Consider the following 20,364-nt stretch of genomic DNA (forward strand, 5'->3'; position numbering starts at 1 on the left):
AGCTTGACAAAATCACCGTCCGGGCGCGTTTTCCGGTACCTCGGGGAGCGCCGGCTGCATACTTTGCGAAAGCTGTTTACAGCACTGTTGCAAATTTGCATACTAGTGCCATCTTACTCCTGAGAAACATAAACAGATGAGCACCGTCCCTGCGCAGCACCGCCTGGCTTTCCGCCCGCGCCGTCAAGGCTGGGCCGTCGCAGCCGTTGCCGTCTTGCACCTGGCCTTGCTCTGGGCGGTCATGCGGCCAGTCCACAGGAGCGTGGAGCACGATGAGCGCGTCTGGCTGCAGCTGATGCCGCCATTGCCAGCGCCACGGGGATTCGTTGCGCCTGTCGAGCCTGAGCCTGCGCCGCCACGCCCGCAGGCGCTTCCTGCCGATCCGGCAATAGCCACATCGCCACCCAAGGCAACGCCTGCCACCACGCCGCCAGAACAGCTGCCAGACGCGGCCAAGGCTGGCGCCCTCACCCTGGCGCAACGGGCCCTGCAAGCGGCCGGCGCCATCGACCGCCAGCTGCGCGCCGAGCATCCGCAGGAATTTGTAGCGCCGCCCGATACGGCGCAGACGCGCCTGGCGAAAGGCTTTGCGGAAGCGCATGCGGCGGTCAAGCCGAAGTGGTTCGAAGCGGCCCGCATCGAATTGTGGAGCGCGCCGAACGACCCCAAGCGCATTTACCGCATCATCACGGCGACCGGAGAATATTGCATCTACATGCCGGACAAGGGCAACATGACGCTGAACCTCAGCGCACGGTCCGGCTATGCCGGTTTTGGCGAAGGGACTGCGGCACCTTGTCCGATACGGTTCTAGGGCGCAGGAAGCGAGGCGCCGTCCCGTCATGCCAAAATAACAGCCCCGGAACCTGGCGCCGCCAGCGGTGCCACTTGCGCTTCCAGAAACAGGCCGGCACTGCCTGGCAGCAGAGCGCAGACCGGCGTCAAGCAGCCTCAGCAACTATCCACATGAGACCGCATTTCACATCATTATCATGATGCAATAGTGCGTATTTAGCAACAAGTGTAAAAATATAGTTTTTGACGCAGTTGGCGCCACGGCGTAGTGTCGGTCGTCCCGACAACCACGTAATGAGGAGCCTCCCATGGCAAATCCACTGTGCTTAATGATGCCGGTACTACCCGGCACCAATCCGACCGCCATCGCCGCAACATTGGTGGAATACCAGGCGAAGATCAATGCCGCCCTCACCGATATCGGTACCGTGCACTTTGCCCGCTTCACCCTGTTCGACCGCTCCCAGCCCAATCTGCTGCCCAACCTTCAATCGACGGGTACTTCCGATACCCTGATCATCGGCGTGATCACCGAGTATGACGGCAGCTTCAACGACTACATCGAAGATTTCGTGGACCAGCTGGGCGACGTATTCGACGCATTGCTGCAGTTTGTCGTGGGTGGCAAGGCGCTGATGCCCGTTGCCACGCACGTGACCGCATTTGAAGCCTTCATCACGGCCAACGACGCCGCGCAGCACGTGCCCAACAATGGCCTGTATAGCGCCTATCCGCAGACCGTCCAGAAAATCCTCGCCTCGGTCTGAACCGAACACCACGCCGGGGCTGCGCAAGCGGCCCCACCACCCTGCCAGCCACCACCCCAGCCCCCCGGAGACAGCATGGCCGATCCCACCATCGATTACGACGACGTGCAAGGCACGATCCTGCGCGGCTACCGCGTCAACCTGGCGCGCCATTTCATCTTCAGCATCACGGATGCGGCGCAGGCACGGCGCACCATCACGGCCCTGCTCGACGGCAGCGACGGCCTGCCATCCATTACCACCGCGCGCCATATCCACCCCAAGCCGCCCTGCTTCCTGAACCTCAGCTTTACCGCTCCCGGCCTGTCGGCACTGGGCGTTGCCGCGACCGACCTGGCCACCTTTGACCAGGCATTTCAACGGGGCGCCGCCGACCCGGCCAGCGTGAAAGCCGTGGGCGACGTGGGCGACAGCGCCCCCGAACACTGGCTCGGCAACCTGGGGCCGGCTACCCAGCATAGCCAGGTGCATGCGCTGCTGAGCCTGTGGGTCAGCGAATCGGCGGAGGTGCTGCAGGCGACCTCGGTCAAGCTACGCCGCGCCTTTGCCGCCGGCTGGCGTGAACTGTATGCGCATGATGGCGTGGCCCTGCCAGGCAACCGCGTGCATTTCGGCTACCGCGACAGCATCGCCCAGCCGGACGTCGATGGCGCCCCGCAACGCAAGCGCGAGCATGACCCTGATCCGCTCAACAGCGTCATGACGGGGGAATTCCTGCTCGGCTATCAGAATGAGAACGGCGGCACCTACCAGGTGCAGCCGCCGCAACTGTCCACCAATGGCAGCTATGCCGCCTTCCGCATACTGGAGCAGGACGTGCCCCTGTTCGACAGCATCCTGAGCCAGGGCGCGGCCAGTTCCGGGCTCAGCACCGAAATGGTGGCCGCCAAGATGTGCGGGCGCTGGCGCAATGGCAATCCGCTCGTGCTCAGGCCGGACGAGGCCGGCCCCGTGCTGCCGGACGCCAGCCTGAACCGCTTTCACTATGTCGATGGGCAACCGGAACTGGATGACACGCTGGGCCTGAAATGCCCGATCGGCGCGCATATCCGCCGCAACAATCCGCGCGACGAAGCCGTCGTGGGCGCCTCCGCCCGCCACCACCGCATCGTGCGGCGCGCCATGCCCTACGGTAGCGAATATGATCCGGCCACCCCCATCGCAGAGCAGCGCGGCCTGGTCGGCTATTTCATCAATGCCAGCCTGCGCAATCAGTTCGAATTCCTGATGAAGCAATGGAACAATGATGATACTTTCGTCAAATCGGCCGTCGGTCCAGCCGGTCCCGAGGCGGGCAATGCCACGCTCAACATCAGCGGCCAGGACGTATTTCTGGGTGTCAACGACCCGGCCGTCAGTTCCTTCACCTTGCCCGGCGTGGGCCCCAAGGGCAGCGGCAACACGGAACTGCAGCATTTCTCGCGCAGCGTCATCACGCGTGGCGGCGTGTATTGCTTTTTCCCCAGCATCACGGGACTGCGCTATCTGGCGAGCCTGGGCTAAGGTGCGGCTGCAAGCGAAACGGCCGCGCGCGAACGGCCAGGTTCGCTTGCACTGATACGGTCATTGCACTATCGTTGCAGCACGCGCGTGTTGCCAACCTGAAAATGTGATGGACGCCGGGGATCGGACACGGGGAACGACAGCTTGCCGGCATTGCCGCCAGCGCCTTGCCCCCGGCGTGCCAGGTGCGCTCGCGCACGCAGCGCGACAATTGTATGGCGCAGCGCGCCACGCCTCGCTTATGATGGGCCAACTCAACCCCTATCATAGCGCTACCGCCCATGCAAACCCTCACGCTGCACCAGAAAGTGTTCCTGCTCCTCTTGAGCATCGTCACCATCGGCTTCGGCTGGATACTGGCGCCGTATGCGGGCGCCATCTTCTGGGGCGTCATCCTGGCGATCCTGTTCGCGCCCGTGTACCGCTGGCTGCTGGCCAAAACCAAGGGGCGCGCCGCCCTCGCGTCGCTGCTGACCTTGCTGCTGATCATCGTCATCGTGATCCTGCCGCTGTCGCTCATTTCCGTGTCGCTCGTGAACCAGGCAGCCAGCGTCGTGGAAATGGTACGTTCGGGCGAGATCACGGTCGGCATGTTCTTCAATAAAATCATGGCGGTGCTGCCGCAATGGCTGATCAACCTGCTCGACCGCTTCAACCTGACCAGCCTGGCCAGCCTGCAGGACAAGCTGGCCGAGGGCGCAACACAGGTGAGCCAGGTGGTGGCAGTAAAAGCCATCAATGTGGGCCTGTACACCTTCGAATTTCTGACCAGCCTGTGCATCATGCTGTATCTGCTGTTTTTCCTTATGCGCGATGGCTCCGCCCTGTCGGCCCGCATCAAGAACGCCGTACCGCTGAGCCGCAAGTACAAGCAGCGCCTGTTCACCAATTTCACCACGGTGATCCGCGCCACCGTGAAGGGCAACATCCTCGTGGCGATCGCCCAGGGCGCCCTCGGCGGCCTGGCGTTCTGGTTCCTCGACGTGCCCGCGCCCCTGCTGTGGGCCGTGCTGATGGCCTTCCTGTCGCTGCTGCCGGCCGTCGGCGCCGCCCTCGTCTGGGCGCCGGTGGCCGCCTACTTCCTGGCCACGGGCGCCATCTGGCAAGGCGCGGGCCTGGCCGCCTTCGGCGTCTTCGTCATCGGCCTGGTCGACAACGTGCTGCGCCCCATTTTAGTGGGCAAGGATACCAAGATGCCCGACTACGTGGTGCTGCTGTCGACCGTGGGCGGCATGGCCCTGTTCGGCCTGAACGGCTTTGTCATCGGCCCCGTGGTGGCGGCCCTGTTCATCGCCTCGTGGGACCTGTTCGTCTCGGCCAAAGAGTTCCAGGCCGAGGATTGAGGCCTGGCACTGGGGAGCGGGCAATGCCACGCCCGACATCAGCATGACCCGGGGCGCTTGCATTGATACGGTCATTGCACTATCGTTGCTGCACGCGCGTGTTGCCAACCCTTTCGCAATGACAGGAGATCCCATCGTGTCGCTGATCCTCTACGGCCATCCCTTTTCCTCGTACACGCAAAAGGTGCTCATCGCCCTGTACGAAAACGCCATACCTTTCGACTTCCGCTGCCTGGCGCCGAACATGCCCCGGCACCTTCAGGAATGGCTGGAGCGCTGGCCGCTGCGCAAGTTTCCCCTGCTGGTGGATGGCGAGCGCAACGTCGCCGAGACCAGCATCATCATCGAATACCTGCAACTGGCCCATCCCGGCCCGCTGCGCCTGCTGCCGGACGAGCCCATGCAGGCGCTGGACGTACGTTTTCTCGACCGCTATTTCGACCTGCACGTCATGACGCCCGTGCAGCATGCCGTCGGCGCCGCCCTGACCGGCGACCCGGCAAAGACCCGTGAAGGCCGCGCGTTTGCCGGCGAAAAGCTGGACCTCGCCTACGCCTGGCTGGAAAACCACCTGGCCGGCAGGACGTGGGCCGCCGGCGACCACTTCAGCCTGGCCGACTGCGCCGCTGCCCCATCGCTGTTCTATGCGGACTGGACGCAGCCGATTCCCGCCACCTTGCCCCTGCTGCGCGCCTACCGCGCCCGCCTGCTGGCCCGTCCATCGTTTGCCCGCGCGGTAGAAGAGGCACGCCCGTACCGCCACCTCTTCCCGCTGGGCGCGCCGCAGCGCGATTGAGGCAGATCAAGCAAACACAGGCCTGAAAAAACTGCGTTCATAGCTGACGATGCAGCGCGTCTCTTCTGCATAGCGGAAAGCGGCCTGGCATTCGGCGTCCTGCATCGAGTCGCTGCGGTACTGCTCGTACAGGGCCAGGCTGGGAAACGAGAACATGGCCAGCGCCACGTTGCTGGCCCCCTCGGATGGCAAAAAATAGCCGTGGTGCTGGCCGCCGAAGCGCTCGACCAGCGGTATCCACAGCTTGCCGTAGGCTTCGAATTCCCGCAATTTGTACGGGTCGATGATGTAGCGCAAATAACAGGTGATCATGCGGTTTCCTCGTGAATGTTCAACTCCATCAGCATGCCGGATTCCCAGGAGCCGATGGCGGCCAATGGCGAGCCGGGCAAAAAATCCAGCGCGCAGGGATACATCAAAGCGTGTTGTGTCAGCACGTCGAGGCCCGGCCAGCAATAAAACAGCAGCTTGCCCTTGCCGATGCGTCCCAGCGCGCTGCCGTCGGGTAGCCAGCGCAGGGCGTCGCCCGTGCCGCCGCCCGCCTCCACCGGCACAGTGGCCAGACAGCGGCCATCGGCCAGCGCATACATCGACAGATACTGCGTGCCGCCCGCGTGGTGCAGCACGGCCAGAAATTCGCCGTCCGGCGACGGCGCACATGACATCATGCCCGGCAGCGACAGCGCCACCGTCCCTCCTCCCGCCTGCAGGGGCCAGTCCCACACGCTGCAGTAGTCGGGCGGCTGCACCTGCCCTTCGTCCACCGACTTGACGCCGTGCTGAACCAGCAAACGCCGCCCGCCATCGATGGCGTCGATCGTGTGCATGGCGCGCAGCATCTGGCCCGGGTGCTCCTGCATGAAAAGCACCTCGCCCGTCTGCGCGTCGCGCACCCGCAGGCGGCCATCCCAGCCGCCGTCGGCAAGATACCGGCCGCACGGCGACCACGCGGGGCCGCAGCCTTCGCCATCCTTCTTGTTCTGGAAGTTCAGCAGCAACTGGCCCGCCTCGGCATCCACCACGGCCAGCTGGCCCGTCGTGCTCTTGATGGCCAGCCGGCCGCCGTCGGGCGAGAAGGCCATGCCCGACATGTGCGCGATGAATTTGCCGCGCCACAGTTTCTGGCGTGCCGCCACGTCCCACAGGACCAGGTCGCGCCCCAGCACGGCCAGGCGCGCGCCATCGGGCGAGAAATGCACGCCGTAGCTGCAGCCGAGCTTCAGGGGCTTGCGCGCTGCCGTCATGGGCGCGCCAGGCGGTACACCACGCTGTCGAGGTCGTAGTGGCGTTCCATGCCCACGTATTGCATGCCCAGGCGTGTCATGACCTTGATCGAGGCGGCGTTGTCCGGGTGCGCCACGGCCACTACTTCGGGCGCGCCGACCACATTGAAGGCATGCGCGACGATGGCGGCCGCCGCTTCGCTGGCGTAGCCCTGGCCCCAGCTGGTCCGCACCAGGCGCCAGCCGATTTCAAGGGGGTTGGCCCTGTCGCCGGAGAGGTGCTGCAGGCAGGCCATGCCCACCAGTTCACCGTCATCGAGGCGGATCAGCGCCCACCACGAATAGCCCCATTCGGCCCAGCGGCCCATGGTGCGCGCGATGGCCGCGCGCGTCACCTCTTCCGACTCGGGCTGGCCCGCGTTCAGGTAAGTCATCACCTCGGGATCGGTGTTGAGCGTGCGCATGCGCTCGTAGTGGCTCTCGTTGATCGGTTCCAGGCGCAGGCGCGCCGTCGTCAGTATGGTCATGGCATTTCCTTGGACGAAAAAAAAGACGATACACGATCGTCTTTTTTTTGCAAGCGCGCACGCAATTACTTGCCTGCTTCGCCCTTCTTGATCCACGCCGCCAGCTGGTGCGGACGCAGGCCGTCGTAGTCTTCGAACGGCTGATGGATCCACGGATTGTGCGGCAGTTCGTCGAGGAAGTAGTCGGGACGCACGACGGAGCAGCCTTTCAGCCAGATCACGGCCGATTTGACTTCGGTCACGTCAGGGAAGTTTTCCTTCAGGTGGCGCGTGACCTTGTCCAGCGTGACGCCCGAATCGGCCAGGTCGTCGACCAGCAGGATGCGGCCGGCCAGCGGGCCCTTGGTCATGGTCATGTACTTGGCGATATCGAGGGTCGCCGCGCACCGTGCCCGCGTCTTCGCGGTAGGAGCTGGTCGACAGGATGGCCAGCGGCAAATCGAAAATGCGCGAGAATACGTCGCCGGGACGCACGCCGCCGCGCGCCAGGCACAATACCTGGTCAAATTTCCAGCCCGATTCGTAGACCTTGAGCGCCAGGCGCTCGATCAGGCGGTGGTATTCTTCCCAGTTGACCCAGAGATGTTGATCGTTCGATTGTGGGGTAGTCATGATAGTGGAATCTTATTATTAGCGTGATTAAAAAAATCCGCCTTGCGGCGGATTGTGTCCAGCAGCTTACTCGAATGGGTGGCGCAGCACGATCGTTTCTTCACGATCCGGACCGGTCGAAACCATGTCCACCGGTACGCCGACCAGTTCTTCGATGCGCTTGATGTAGGCGCGCGCCGTTGCCGGCAGGGCCGCCAGCGATTTCGCGCCGACCGTGCTTTCCGTCCAGCCCGGCATCTCTTCGTACACCGGTACGCAACGGGCGGGCTTCTTCAGCACCCGATGGGAAGATGTCGGTGGCGACGCCGTCGATGGTGTAGCCGGTGCACAGTTTCAGCGTTTCGATACCGTCCAGCACGTCCAGCTTGGTCAGGCACATGCCCGTCACGCCGTTGATCTGCACGGAGCGGCGCAGCAAGGCGGCGTCGAACCAGCCGCAGCGGCGGGCACGGCCCGTCACGGTGCCGAATTCATGGCCGACTTGTGCCAGGTGGTGGCCGACGCCCGCATCCGTTGGCAGTTCCGAAGGGAACGGGCCGGAACCGACGCGCGTCGTGTAAGCCTTGGTGATGCCCATGATGTAGTGCAGCATGCCAGGACCGACACCCGAACCGGCGGCGGCATTGCCGGCCACGCAGTTCGACGAGGTGACGAACGGATAGGTGCCGTGGTCGACGTCGAGCAGGGAACCCTGCGCGCCTTCGAACAGCAGGTTCGCGCCGGCCTTGTGCGCCTTGTACAGCGCGCTCGATACGTCGGTGACCATCGGACGCAGACGCGGCACATAGGCCAGCGCGTCGTCGAGGGTCTTCTGATAGTCGACTTTCGGCGCCTTCAGGTAGTTTTCCAGCACGAAGTTGTGGTAATCGAGGTTTTCGGCCAGCTTTTCGGCAAAGCGCTTCTCGTTCAGCAGGTCGGCGATACGGATCGCGCGGCGCGCCACCTTGTCTTCGTAGGCCGGGCCGATGCCCTTGCCGGTGGTGCCGATCTTCGCATCGCCACGCTTGGCTTCACGCGCCAGGTCGATCGCGGTGTGGTAAGGCAGGATCACGGGCGCCGCGTCCGACACTTTCAGGCGCGAGGCGACCTCGACGCCGACCGCTTCGAGCTTGTCGATTTCGCGCAGCACGTCCGGCACGGAAACGACCACGCCGTTACCGATGTAGCAGGCAACGCCTGGACGCATGATGCCCGACGGGATCAGCTGCAGCGCGGTTTTAACGCCGCCGATGACCAGCGTGTGGCCTGCATTGTGGCCGCTGGAAGCGCACCACGCCTTGGGCGTGATCGGTCAACCAATCGACGATCTTGCCTTTACCTTCATCGCCCCATTGGGTGCCGATGACAACAACGTTCTTTGCCATAATTTTCTTTGACATCACTCAACCTAAGTTTTTAAGAATCCAGCTACTACCATTATCGGCAAGTACCAGCACGCGATCGCACTCGAACTCGTCTTGTTCATTACTGTGACCCGGCATGCTCTGGATCACGACCTCGCCCGCCTTGCGCAACTCGGCGATTTTTTCCTTCAATTCTGGCGCACTGCCCCACGGCGCGCGGATCGAATGCTTCCGTTCCGCGGTCGGCAACAGGCGCGCCAGTTCGCGCAAATCGAGCGAGAAGCCGGTCGCGGGACGTGCCCGGCCGAACGCTTCGCCGACGTGGTCATAACGGCCGCCGCGCGCAACCGCGTTCGGCAAGCCAGGTACATACAGCGCAAACATCGCGCCACTTTCATATTGGTAGCCGCGCAGGTCGGCCAGGTCGATCGCCACTTCGGCGCGGCCCAGGGCCGATCCTGCCAGCGCGGCCAGTTCGGCCAGCGCTTTCAGCACGCCCGGCAGCGGCGGCAGCACTTCGCGCGCACGCGCCAGCACGTCGATGTCGCCGTACAGGTTCGGCAAGGCCAGCAGCGCATCGCGCGTGACGGCATCGTAGGATGCGGTCAGGGCGCGCAGGCCAGGCGCATCTTTCGCGCGCAGCAAGGTGTACAGCGCAGCTTCGTCGCGCACGGCGGCGGCGTCTTGCGCAATGATAGCGCGCAACAGGCCGACGTGCGACAAATCCAGGCGCACGCTGTCGAAACCGGCCAGTGCCAGCGAAGCGAGCGCCAGTTCCTGGATCTCGGCATCCGCTTCCAGGCCGGCGTGGCCATAGATTTCGGCGCCGATCTGCAGCGGTTCGCGGGTGGCGTGCAGGCCCGACGGACGGGTATGCAGCACGCTGCCGGCATAGCACAGGCGGGTGACGGTGGCACGGTTGAGCAGGTGCGCGTCGATGCGCGCCACTTGCGTCGTCATGTCGGCGCGCAGGCCGAGCATGCGGCCCGACAGCTGGTCGACCAGTTTGAACGTGCGCAGGTCGGTATCCTTGCCAGCGCCGGTCATCAGCGATTCCAGATACTCGAGCAGCGGCGGCATCACCAGTTCATATCCGTACAGACGGAAATTATCCAGCATGAGGCGGCGCAGCTCTTCGATCTTGCGCGCTTCCGACGGCAGAACATCGGCAATATTTTCGGGCAAAAGCCAATTCGGCATGAGGGAGCGAGATACGGAAGAAAGTTGAAAAAATGCATCATGCGAGGCAGCGGCGGGCGCGCCAGGCAAGAGGCCGAACCTGATATTTTACGCGAAAACACGGGCCTTTAGGGATAAGTTGTCCGAATCGCTGCCGCACAGCCCTAAAAACACCGCATTTTACGCCTTCCCGCAACAGCTTGGCAGGCACAAAAAAAACGGGGCCGGCATCGATGCCGGCCCCGCTGCTGCCGCCCCCGTCCTTGCGGCCGGGTGCAGTGCGATGCTGCCTTACTTCTTGGACGGAGCGGCCGTGCCGTTACCCTTGAAGTACTTGAAGAATTCCGAGCTCGGATCGACCACCATCACGTCGCCCTTGTCCTTGAAGGTGGCGCGGTAGGCTTCCAGGCTGCGGTAGAACTTGTAGAACTCCGGATTCTTGCCAAACGCTTCCGCATAGATCTGCGACGCCTTGGCATCGCCCTCGCCGCGGATCTTCTCGGCTTCGCGGTAGGCTTCGGCCAGGATCACCGTGCGCTGCTTGTCGGCATCGGCGCGGATTTTCTCGGAGTCGGCCGAACCGGTCGAACGCAGTTCATTCGCCACACGCACGCGCTCGGACTTCATGCGCTCGTACACGGAGTTGTTGATCTGCTCGACATAGTCGACGCGTTTCAGGCGCACGTCGACGATGCCCACGCCGATGGCCTCGGCCTCGGCCGCCACCTTGGCCTTGATCGCCTGCATCACCTTGCCACGCTCGCCCGAGATCACTTCGCGCACCGTGCGCTTGGTGATTTCATCGTTCAGCGCGGCCTTGACGATTTGCGACATGCGGTTGCGGGCGCGGCTTTCATCGCCGCCGAAGCTGCGGAAATAGGTCTTCGGATTGACGATGCGCCACTTCACATACGCGTCGACGAGGATGTTCTTCTTCTCGGCCGTGATGAAGCGTTCCGGCTCCGGCGTGTCCAGGGTCAGGATGCGCTTGTCCAGGTAGATGACGTTCTGGAACGGCGGCGGCAGCTTGAAATACAGGCCCGGCGCGCTGATGACTTCCTTGACTTCACCGAGGGCGAAGACGACCGCGTATTTACGCTGATCGACGACGAACACGGTCGAGGACAAGAGCATGATCGCGATAAAGCCCGCGATCAGGGCGGCGACGATACGGTTCATTAGCGGCTCTCCCGTTCACGCGAAGAGCGGCTGTCGCGACGCGAATTGACTTCTACTGTCTGCATGGCTTCCTGTGGCATTACGGTATTGGCTGCGGGTGCGGCCGCTGCGGCGCGCGCTGCCGCGGCCGAGGCGTCCGACGCCGCCTGCTGGGCGATCAACTTGTCGAGCGGCAGGTACAGCAGATTGCTGCCCGTCTTCGCGTCGACCATGACCTTGCTGGCGCTGCTGAACACTTGCTGCATCGTTTCCAGGTACATGCGGTCGCGCGTGACGGCCGGCGCCTTCTGGTATTCGACCAGCACCTGCTTGAAGCGCGACGCATTACCTTCGGAGTTCTCAGTCACCATGGCCCGGTAGGCCTCGGCTTCCTGCAGCAGGCGGAATGCTGAGCCGCGTGCTTTTGGAATGACGTCATTGGCGTAGGCCTGGCCTTCATTCTTCTGGCGCTCACGGTCCTGGCCTGCCTTGACGGCATCGTCGAAGGCGGCTTGCACCTGCTCCGGCGGCTGCACGGCCTGCATCGTCACGTTGTTGATCAACACGCCAGCCTTATACACCATCAAGAATCTGCTGCATCAATTTCTGCGTGTCAAAGGCCACTTTTTCGCGACCTTCATACAGCACGAAGTCCATCTTGCTGCGGCCGACCACTTCGCGGATCGCCGTCTCGGCGACCTGGCGCAGGGTGTCTTCCTGGTCGCGCACGCTGAACAGCCATTCCACCGGATCTTTCAAGGTGTACTGCACCGCGAACTGGATGTCGATGATGTTTTCATCGTCCGTCAGCATCAGCGACTCGCTGGCCTGCTTGTTGCGCAGCGACTGGCGGTAACCCACTTCCACCGTGCGCACCTGCGACACGTTGACGGTTTCATCGGTCTGGAACGGATACGGCCAGCGCCAGTTGAGACCGGCCGGCGCCGTGCGCGTGTATTGGCCAAACGTCAGCACCACGCCGCTCTGGCCCTCTTGCACGATAAACGCGCCGCTGGCGAGCCAGATGAAGACGGCGATCACGCCGACCACGCCGGCGGTGATGCCGGCGCCCTTCATGTCGGGACGCGGGCCGCTGCCGCCACCGTTGTTATTGCCGCCGTTGTCGGGACGGTTCTTCTGTCCGAAAAACGCGTTCAGGCGCTGATTGAAATCGCGCCACAGCTGATCGAGGTCCGGCGGACCTTCGCCGGGCTTTTTGCCTTCTTGGGCTTTCTTGCCGTCGTCCTTGCGATTGCCCCAGCGGGGATCGTTCAGGGACAACTTCAAGCCTGTTTTTTTGAGTAGGGAGACAAGCATAACTATCGTGTTCCGACTTGGGAGTGGGTGGAAATCCTATCGTCCTCGCCAGGCTCTTCGTCCTGGTCCGGGGCGGCGCCATCGTGCTGGTCGTACTGACCGTCAAACTGATCTTCCTGTGCTTCATCGTTCTGGTACAGATGGGCCGAACCGGGCGCCTTCCTGGCCATCTCGACGATCGCATCGCGCAGCAGGTCGAGCCCGCTACCCTTCTGCGCACTGACGAACACGCGACTGATCGTAGCATATTCGTCGCGCTCCACCGAAGGCTCCAGCCCGGCCGCATCGATCTTGTTCCACACGAGGATTTGCGGAATATGATCGGCGCCGATCTCTTTCAAGACCAGGTTGACCTGCTCGATCTGCTCCATGCGCACCGGCGACGCGGCGTCGACGACGTGCAGCAGCAGATCGGCATGGATGGTTTCTTCGAGCGTGGCGCGGAAAGCAGCCACCAGCTGATGCGGCAATTCGCGCACGAAGCCGACCGTGTCGGAGATCACCACATTGCCCACTTCCTGGCCCAGGTAAACCCGGCGCGAGGTGGTGTCCAGGGTGGCGAACAGCTGGTCGGCGACGTACACGCCGGCCTTGGTCACGGCATTGAACAGGGTCGACTTGCCGGCATTGGTATAGCCGACGAGGGACACGGAGAATGTGTGATTGCGGCCGCGCGCGCGGCGCTGCGTTTCGCGCTGCTTGTGCAGCTTTTCCAGGCGCGCGCGCAAGGACTTGACGCGCTCGCCGATCAGCCGGCGTCGGTCTCGAGCTGCGTCTCGCCGGGACCGCGCAAGCCGATACCGCCCTTTTGCCGTTCCAGGTGGGTCCAGCCGCGGATCAGGCGCGTGGCCAGATGCTGCAGCTGGGCCAGCTCGACCTGCAGCTTGCCCTCGTGGCTCTTGGCGCGCTGCGCGAAGATGTCGAGGATCAGGCTGGTACGGTCGAGCACGCGCACATTCAGGCGCTTTTCCAGATTGCGCTGCTGGGCGGGCGAGAGGGCGTGATTGAAGATGACGATTTCCAGGCCATCGTTGACGACGGCGTCGCCAATTTCATCGGCCTTGCCGCTGCCGACGAAATACGCGGAATCGGGACTGGAACGCTTGGCCGTGATGGTGGAAATCGGATCCGCACCAGCCGAACGCGACAACAGCATAAGTTCCTCCATGCTGGCGGCGAAGTCGCTGTGACCGAAGTCAACCCCGACTAGTGCCGCGCGCATGATGGCATCTGATGAGTTGCGGCGGACGCCGACGCCGATGCAAACGCATCAGCGCCGCTGGCGCGGACGGGGGCGATGGAGGGTGAAAGGCGCTGGGCCGTCAAGCTCAACGCTTTACTCCGCTTCAGATTCAATATTGAGATTGACGGCACGGGCCGGCACCACTGTCGAGATGGCATGCTTGTACACCATCTGCGTGACCGTATTGCGCAGCAATACGACATATTGATCGAACGATTCGATATGGCCCTGCAATTTAATGCCATTGACCAGGTAGATCGAGACAGGAACATGCTCTTTGCGTAATGCATTGAGGAATGGGTCTTGTAACAGTTGCCCTTTGTTGCTCATAACAGCTCCGTTGTTTATGTTGTTGTGTAAGAATTGGAGGCGACTCGCTTGATTTCAAGTGCTCTCACACCTTTCAAAGAAAGAAAGATGCGTCATAGCTACTGTAACCTGTTTTCGCGATCGCTGTCGCGCATGGCGCATTAACACTTTATTATTTCCGTGCAAAAGCCATTGAATTGGCTGTCGGCGCGCCGCATTATCTCTGCGGCGCCTTAATATGCACTTAATTTTACTTGCTTGGCGTGCGTGCAAACGGATTTTTACCCGTACGCAGTTCGATGCGCAGCGGCGTGCCGACCAGGGCAAACGTATCGCGGAAATGCTTTTCCAGATAACGCTTGTACGGATCGCCAACGGCGTCGAGCGCATTGCCGTGAATAACGATCACAGGCGGGTTCATGCCGCCCTGGTGGGCATAGCGCAGCTTCGGACGGATCGAGCCCTTGCGGCGCGGTTCCTGCTTCTCCACGGCCTCGATCAGGGCGCGCGTCAGCTTCGGCGTCGACAGGTCGCACATGGCGGCCGCGTAGGCGGCGTTGAGCGATTTCATCAGTGGACCGATGTTGGTGCCCTTCAGCGCCGAAATGAAATGCATCTGCGCGAACGACAGGAAATCGAGCTTGCGGTCGATATCGATCTTGATTTCATCGCGCTGGTGCGATTGCAAGCCATCCCATTTGTTCACGGCCACGACCAGCGCGCGGCCCGATTCCAGGATGAAGCCGGCGATATGCGCATCCTGCTCGGAAATATCCTGCTGCGCGTCGAGCATCAGCACGACCACGTTGGCTTCGGAAATCGACTGCAGCGTTTTCACCACCGAGAATTTCTCGATCGCTTCAAACACCTTGCCGCGGCGGCGGATACCGGCCGTGTCGATCAAGGTGTATTGCTGGCCATCGCGCTCGAACGGAATCTCGATCGAGTCGCGCGTCGTGCCCGGCATGTCGAAGGCGATCACGCGCTCTTCGCCCAGCAAGGTGTTGATCAAGGTCGACTTGCCCACGTTCGGACGGCCGACGAGGGCGATCTTGATGCCGCGGTCGGTCTTTTCCAGCTCTTCGGGCTCGTCCGGACGCTGCGCGAACGCCAGGTCCAGCATCACTTCGACGAGGTCGTTGACGCCGTCGCCGTGCGCCGACGAGATCGCATACGGATCGCCCATGCCCAATTCATAGAATTCGGACACGACGGCCGTGTAGCGCATGCCTTCGCTTTTGTTGACCACCAGCAAGACCGGGCGACCGCTCTTGCGCAGGAAGTCGACGATGGTCTTGTCATGCGGGGTCAGGCCTTGGCGGCCATCCACGATGAACACCACCACGTCGGCCTCGGCCACGGCCTGCTTGGTCTGCAGTGCCATCTGGTGCATGATGCCTTCCTTGGCGACGGGTTCGAAACCACCCGTATCGATGACCAGGAAGGGACGTTCGCCGACACGGCCTTCGCCATAGTGACGATCGCGCGTCAACCCAGGCAAATCCGCCACCAGCGCATCGCGCGAGCGGGTCAGACGATTGAATAAAGTCGATTTCCCAACATTGGGTCGACCTACTAGTGCAATAACCGGCTTCATTGTATTACTCGACCGCGAGAGCGGTCACTGTCCCTGATTGGGTTTGAAAAATCAAATTCGAACCGGCAACAACAGGAGCCGAAACAATCGGGCTACCGTCGGTACTGACACGACCTATTAATGCGCCATCTTCCCGTGACAGGAAGTGGATATAACCTTGATAGTCGCCGACGGCGACGCTGCGGCCGTAGGAGGCCGGCGTCGACAGGCGGCGGCGCGCCAGCGCCTCATTCTTCCAGGCGCTCTGGCCGCCTTCGCGGCTGAACGCCACCACGGCGCCCTGGGCGTCGGCGACGAACACGAAACGCTGGTCGACGGCCACGCCCACATCGGACGAGACCGGCTTGGTCCAGCGCGGCACGCCCGTGGCGGCATCGAAGCAGCCCGCCTTGCCCTGGTAGGTGACGGCGCACACTTCGCCTTCGAACACCACCGGCGCGCCGGCGATATCGGAGACGCGCTCCAGCTCGGTAGCGCCGCGCGGTTCGCTGACGACGATCTCCCAGCGTACCACACCGGTGGCCGCCGTCAGTGCCAGCAGCTTGCCGCCCGGCTGGGCCACGTAGATATTCGCGCCGCCCAGCACCATGCCCGGCGCATTGCGCAAGGTCAATGCTGCTGGCGGCGCGCGCGCTGCACCGTCCACTTGCGTTCGCCCGTCTTGGCGTCGAAGCCGACGATGCGGTTGTCCACGCTGCGCACCACGACCACGCCCTGCCCCACGACGGGCGACGTCAATACTTCGCTGGAGGCCTGTGCCTTCCACAACTGCTTGCCATCGGCGTCAAACGCCAGCACGGCGCCCTTGGCGGCGCCCACGGCCACCACGCTGCCATCGCTGCCGGCGCTCGACGTGATGTCGCTGCCGGCCTTGATGCGCCACGTTTCACGGCCGCTGGCCGCATCCAGGCGCGCCAGCGCGCCATCGGCGTTGACCACGTACAGGCTGTTGCCGGCCAGCGCAGGCGTAAACGCGTACACGCCGGCCTTGCCGATCGAATACTTCCAGGCGTCGCGCACGGCAATGCTCGATTTTAACTCGACCAGCTTGGCCGGTTCGACTTTCGGATCTTTCGAGGCGAACGGATTCCAGGACGAGCAACCGGCCATCAGGGCCAACAGACTTGCAGCTACCAGCTTTTCAGTGACACGCATAAGTGTTATCCAACCTTTTTCTTGTACTTGTAAGGGCACGGCAGGCGGCGCACAACGCCGCGCGGCCGCACCATCAGTGTTCCTGTCAGGCGGCGGCCTTGTCAGCCTTGGCCTTGTCTTCCGGCACCGTACCGCCGATCGCTTCCAGTTTGACCTGGATCAATTGACGGCCTGGATTGTTCTTGTCCGTCGCGGCTATCGCGGCCAGGTAGGCCGTGCGCGCATCGGCCAGCTTGTTTTGCGCTACCAGAATGTCGCCCTTGCGGTCGGCCACGGCGCCGGCAAATTGCGCCACGGTGGCCGTCGCCAGCACTTTCAACGCTTCATCGTAGGCTTTTTCGTCCAGCAAGACACCGGCCAGGCGCAGCTTGGCGATGGCCTTGTACTCTTCCGTGCCGTGCTCGGCCACCCATTGCAGCTGGGTCTTCGCCGTTTTCAGGTCATTCGCGTCGAACGCCACCTTGGCCGCGGCCAGGGCGCTCATCTGCGCATATGCCGTGCCGCTGAAGCGCGATTGCATGTCGCCAGCCGCGCGCATCACCTTGGCCGTGTCCTTGGCGGCGATGGCGTTTTGCAGTTCGTCGTACAGCTGGCCCGCCTGCGCCGCCTGCGTGCGCTGGTAGTACTGCCAGCCAGCCCAGCCGCTGTAGCCGGCCAGCGCCACGATCAGGACCCAGGAGGTCAGATTGCCATTGCGCTGCCACCAGGCCTTGAGGGTTGCCAGTTGTTCTTGTTCTTCGTGATCGTATGCCATGGGTCGTCAGTTTGAATGAGTAGTTGATCGAGGGTAGTACGGTCTTGCTGCAAATTAATGGTGGTGATGCACGTGGCCGCCAGGACCATGGTCGTGGCCGCAATCGTGGTCGCCGATGATCTGGTCCACCACGTAATCGACGACATCGTCGAACGGCACCGTGTTCTGCTGCGCGCCCGCATCGGCTTCGCGCATGGCTTTCACCGTGGCAACATTGTTGGCGATTTCATCGTCGCCCAGGATCACGGCAAACGCCGCGCCACTGGCATCGGCTTTTTTCATTTGCGTCTTGAAGCTGCCGCCGCCGTTGCTCGCTGCGCAATGTAGCACAACGTCCAGGCCTGCATCGCGAATCCGCTCGGCCAGCACGAACGCTTGCAAGCCAGCCTGCTCGCCCTGGTGCACCAGATACACGTCGCACTGGGCCGGGGCTTCCGGCTCAGCCGCATCCTTCATCAGCAGCACCAGGCGTTCGACGCCCATGCCGAAACCGACGGCGGGCGTCGATTTGCCGCCGAACATTTCCACCATGCCGTCATAGCGGCCGCCGGCGCAGACCGTGCCTTGCGCGCCCAGCTTGTCGCTGACCCACTCGAACACCGTGCGGTTGTAGTAATCGAGGCCGCGCACCAGGCGTGGATTGATGGTGAACGGGATATTATTGTGGTTCAAGATCTTCTGCACGCCGTGGAAGTGGGCCAGCGATTCTTCGCCCAGGTAGTCCAGCAGCTTCGGCGCGCCATTGACCAGGTCCTGCATGGCAGGATTCTTGGTGTCGAGGATGCGCAGCGGATTGCTGTGCAGGCGGCGCTTGGCTTCTTCGTCGAGCAGCTCGCTGTGGCTTTCCAGGTAGGCGATCAGGTCGGCGCGGTGGCGCAGGCGCTCGGCCGCGTCGCCGATCGAGTTCAATTCCAGGCGGATGCCTTCCAGGCCCAGGTCATCCCACAGGCGGCGCGACAGCATGATGATCTCGGCGTCGATGTCCGGGCCCGTGAAACCGATGGCTTCCACGCCGAACTGGTGGAACTGGCGGTAGCGGCCCTTTTGCGGGCGCTCGTGGCGGAACATCTGGCCCTTGTACCACAGGCGTTTCGGGCCTTCGTACACGAGGTTGTGTTCGACCACGGCGCGCACCACGCCGGCCGTGCCTTCAGGACGCAGGGTCAGGTTGTCGCCGTTCATCGAATCGGTGAACGAATACATTTCCTTTTCCACGATATCGGTGACGGCGCCGATGGCGCGCGCGAACAGCTTCGTCTCTTCCACGATCGGCGTGCGGATCTGCTGGAAACCGTAGCTTTGCAGCACGGATTGCGCCGTGTTTTCAAACAATTCCCACAGCGGGGCGTCGGCGGGCAGCACGTCGTTCATGCCTTTCACCGCGGTAATTTTATCGAATTTCTTATTTTCGGACATAGTGTTCTTCTTTGCTTTTTTATCGGATCAGGCTCAGACGGCAACCGTGTTTCCATAGTGACTCTGTACATACTTCAAGACGATGTCCTGGAATTCCTCGACGATGCGTTCGCCGCGCAGGGTGACGACTTTTTCGCCGTCCACAAACACGGGGGCGGCCGGCGACTCGCCCGTGCCGGGCAGGCTGATGCCGATGTTCGCATGCTTCGATTCGCCGGGACCGTTGACGATGCAGCCCATCACGGCCACGTTCATCGCTTCCACGCCCGGATACGATTTTTTCCACTCCGGCGGCATCTGCTCGCGCAGATACGTCTGGATATTGTCGGCCAGTTCCTGGAAGGTGGTCGACGTCGTCCGCCCGCAGCCTGGGCAGGCGATCACCATGGGCGCGAACTTGCGCAAGCCCATGGTTTGCAGGATTTCCTGGCCGACGATGACTTCGCGCGTGCGGTCGCCGCCCGGTTCGGGCGTGAGCGAAATGCGGATGGTGTCGCCGATGCCCTCTTGCAGCAGCACGGCCAGGGCCGCAGTGGACGCCACGATGCCCTTGCTGCCCATGCCCGCTTCCGTCAGGCCCAGGTGCAGCGGATAGTCGCAGCGCTGCGCCAGTTCGCGGTACACGGCGATCAGATCTTGCACACCAGAAACTTTGCACGACAGGATGATCTTGTCGCGGCCCAGGCCCAGCTCTTCGGCGCGCACGGCGTTTTCAATCGCCGACGTCACCAGCGCCTCGTACATGACGGCTTGCGCCGGCCATGGCTCGGCGCGGCCCGCGTTTTCGTCCATGATGCGTGCCAGCAAGGCTTGATCCAGGCTGCCCCAGTTCACGCCGATGCGCACCGGCTTGTCGTACTTGCAAGCCGCTTCGATCATTTGCGCAAATTGCGTGTCGCGCTTGGCGCCCTTGCCCACGTTGCCCGGATTGATGCGGTACTTCGACAGCGCGCGCGCGCAATCGGGATAATCGTTGAGCAGGGTATGGCCGTTGTAGTGGAAATCGCCCACCAGCGGCACGTCGATGTCCATCTTGTCGAGCTGCTCGCGGATGTAGGGGACGGCCGCGGCCGCTTCCGGACGGTCCACCGTCAGGCGCACCAGTTCCGAACCGGCACGCGCCAGTTCCTTGATCTGGATCGCCGTGCCGATGGCGTCGGCCGTATCCGTGTTCGTCATCGACTGCACCACCACGGGGGCGTCGCCGCCCACCCAGATCTGGCGCTGGCCATGCGAGATCAGTACCTTGCGGCTGTCGCGGCGGCCGGAAGGGCCGGAGCCGATCACTGTTTTCGAGGTAGCCATAATATTATCTTGTGAGTTTGCT

The 20,364-nt window shown here is 62.7% G+C and carries 15 protein-coding genes and 5 pseudogenes; 5 read left to right on the forward strand and 15 right to left on the reverse strand.

Annotated elements, in window-relative coordinates; translation table 11 throughout:
• Positions 1-136 precede the first annotated feature (136 nt).
• From ACQVLG_RS29465 to ACQVLG_RS29485, 5 genes are all read left to right on the forward strand, one after another.
• Positions 137-814, forward strand: a complete 678-nt coding sequence (locus tag ACQVLG_RS29465; protein WP_474292126.1) for a hypothetical protein — start codon at positions 137-139, stop codon at positions 812-814.
• 289 nt (positions 815-1,103) lie between these two features.
• Positions 1,104-1,562, forward strand: a complete 459-nt coding sequence (locus tag ACQVLG_RS29470) for a hypothetical protein (RefSeq protein ID WP_474292127.1) — start codon at positions 1,104-1,106, stop codon at positions 1,560-1,562.
• Positions 1,563-1,637: 75 nt separating this feature from the next.
• Positions 1,638-3,065, forward strand: a complete 1,428-nt coding sequence (locus ACQVLG_RS29475) for a Dyp-type peroxidase (protein WP_474292128.1) — start codon at positions 1,638-1,640, stop codon at positions 3,063-3,065.
• Positions 3,066-3,346: 281 nt separating this feature from the next.
• Entirely contained in the window at positions 3,347-4,408 is a 1,062-nt protein-coding gene (locus ACQVLG_RS29480) for an AI-2E family transporter (protein ID WP_230542150.1), read from the forward strand.
• A gap of 136 nt (positions 4,409-4,544) precedes the next feature.
• Positions 4,545-5,204 (forward strand): glutathione S-transferase family protein, encoded by a 660-nt coding sequence (locus ACQVLG_RS29485; RefSeq protein ID WP_474292129.1) that lies wholly within the window; start codon positions 4,545-4,547, stop codon positions 5,202-5,204.
• A 6-nt stretch (positions 5,205-5,210) separates the two neighbouring features.
• On the opposite strand, the gene ACQVLG_RS29490 is transcribed toward ACQVLG_RS29485, so the two are convergent.
• From ACQVLG_RS29490 to ispG, 15 genes and pseudogenes are all read right to left on the reverse strand, one after another.
• Complete coding sequence (locus ACQVLG_RS29490) at positions 5,211-5,516, reverse strand: NIPSNAP family protein (RefSeq protein ID WP_034752016.1); 306 nt, start codon at positions 5,514-5,516, stop codon at positions 5,211-5,213.
• The gene (locus ACQVLG_RS29495; protein WP_474292130.1) at positions 5,513-6,448 is read right to left on the reverse strand and encodes a WD40 repeat domain-containing protein; all 936 of its coding nucleotides are present in this window, start codon (positions 6,446-6,448) and stop codon (positions 5,513-5,515) included. The genes ACQVLG_RS29490 and ACQVLG_RS29495 overlap by 4 nt, the downstream gene beginning before the upstream one ends.
• Positions 6,445-6,954 (reverse strand): GNAT family N-acetyltransferase, encoded by a 510-nt coding sequence (locus tag ACQVLG_RS29500; protein ID WP_474292131.1) that lies wholly within the window; start codon positions 6,952-6,954, stop codon positions 6,445-6,447. The genes ACQVLG_RS29495 and ACQVLG_RS29500 overlap by 4 nt, the downstream gene beginning before the upstream one ends.
• Before the next feature lie 65 nt (positions 6,955-7,019).
• A pseudogene (locus ACQVLG_RS29505) lies at positions 7,020-7,566 on the reverse strand (phosphoribosyltransferase).
• Between the two features lie 66 nt (positions 7,567-7,632).
• Positions 7,633-8,945: pseudogene (locus ACQVLG_RS29510) on the reverse strand (adenylosuccinate synthase).
• Between the two features lie 3 nt (positions 8,946-8,948).
• Positions 8,949-10,109 carry an ATP phosphoribosyltransferase regulatory subunit gene (locus ACQVLG_RS29515; RefSeq protein ID WP_035820702.1) on the reverse strand — a complete coding sequence of 387 codons (1,161 nt, stop codon included), beginning with the start codon at positions 10,107-10,109 and terminating at the stop codon, positions 8,949-8,951.
• A gap of 270 nt (positions 10,110-10,379) precedes the next feature.
• A complete protein-coding gene (gene hflC, locus ACQVLG_RS29520; RefSeq protein WP_230542155.1) occupies positions 10,380-11,267 on the reverse strand; it encodes a protease modulator HflC in 888 nt (295 codons plus the stop codon).
• Positions 11,267-12,563 (reverse strand): annotated as a pseudogene (gene hflK / locus ACQVLG_RS29525) (FtsH protease activity modulator HflK). The gene hflC and the pseudogene hflK overlap by 1 nt, the downstream one beginning before the upstream one ends.
• Before the next feature lie 2 nt (positions 12,564-12,565).
• Positions 12,566-13,785, reverse strand: a pseudogene (hflX, locus tag ACQVLG_RS29530) (GTPase HflX).
• A 114-nt stretch (positions 13,786-13,899) separates the two neighbouring features.
• Positions 13,900-14,136: an RNA chaperone Hfq gene (gene hfq / locus ACQVLG_RS29535; protein ID WP_008450615.1), complete on the reverse strand. Its 237-nt coding sequence runs from the start codon at positions 14,134-14,136 to the stop codon at positions 13,900-13,902.
• Positions 14,137-14,365: 229 nt separating this feature from the next.
• Complete coding sequence (gene der / locus ACQVLG_RS29540; RefSeq protein WP_070221915.1) at positions 14,366-15,712, reverse strand: ribosome biogenesis GTPase Der; 1,347 nt, start codon at positions 15,710-15,712, stop codon at positions 14,366-14,368.
• A gap of 4 nt (positions 15,713-15,716) precedes the next feature.
• A pseudogene (gene bamB / locus ACQVLG_RS29545) lies at positions 15,717-16,867 on the reverse strand (outer membrane protein assembly factor BamB).
• An 85-nt stretch (positions 16,868-16,952) separates the two neighbouring features.
• The gene (locus ACQVLG_RS29550) at positions 16,953-17,621 is read right to left on the reverse strand and encodes a tetratricopeptide repeat protein (RefSeq protein ID WP_326459252.1); all 669 of its coding nucleotides are present in this window, start codon (positions 17,619-17,621) and stop codon (positions 16,953-16,955) included.
• Between the two features lie 54 nt (positions 17,622-17,675).
• Complete coding sequence (hisS, locus tag ACQVLG_RS29555; RefSeq protein ID WP_077407312.1) at positions 17,676-19,037, reverse strand: histidine--tRNA ligase; 1,362 nt, start codon at positions 19,035-19,037, stop codon at positions 17,676-17,678.
• Positions 19,038-19,070: 33 nt separating this feature from the next.
• Complete coding sequence (ispG, locus tag ACQVLG_RS29560; RefSeq protein WP_474292132.1) at positions 19,071-20,342, reverse strand: flavodoxin-dependent (E)-4-hydroxy-3-methylbut-2-enyl-diphosphate synthase; 1,272 nt, start codon at positions 20,340-20,342, stop codon at positions 19,071-19,073.
• Positions 20,343-20,364 lie beyond the last annotated feature (22 nt).

The organism is Janthinobacterium sp. TPC_1, from assembly GCF_056037845.1.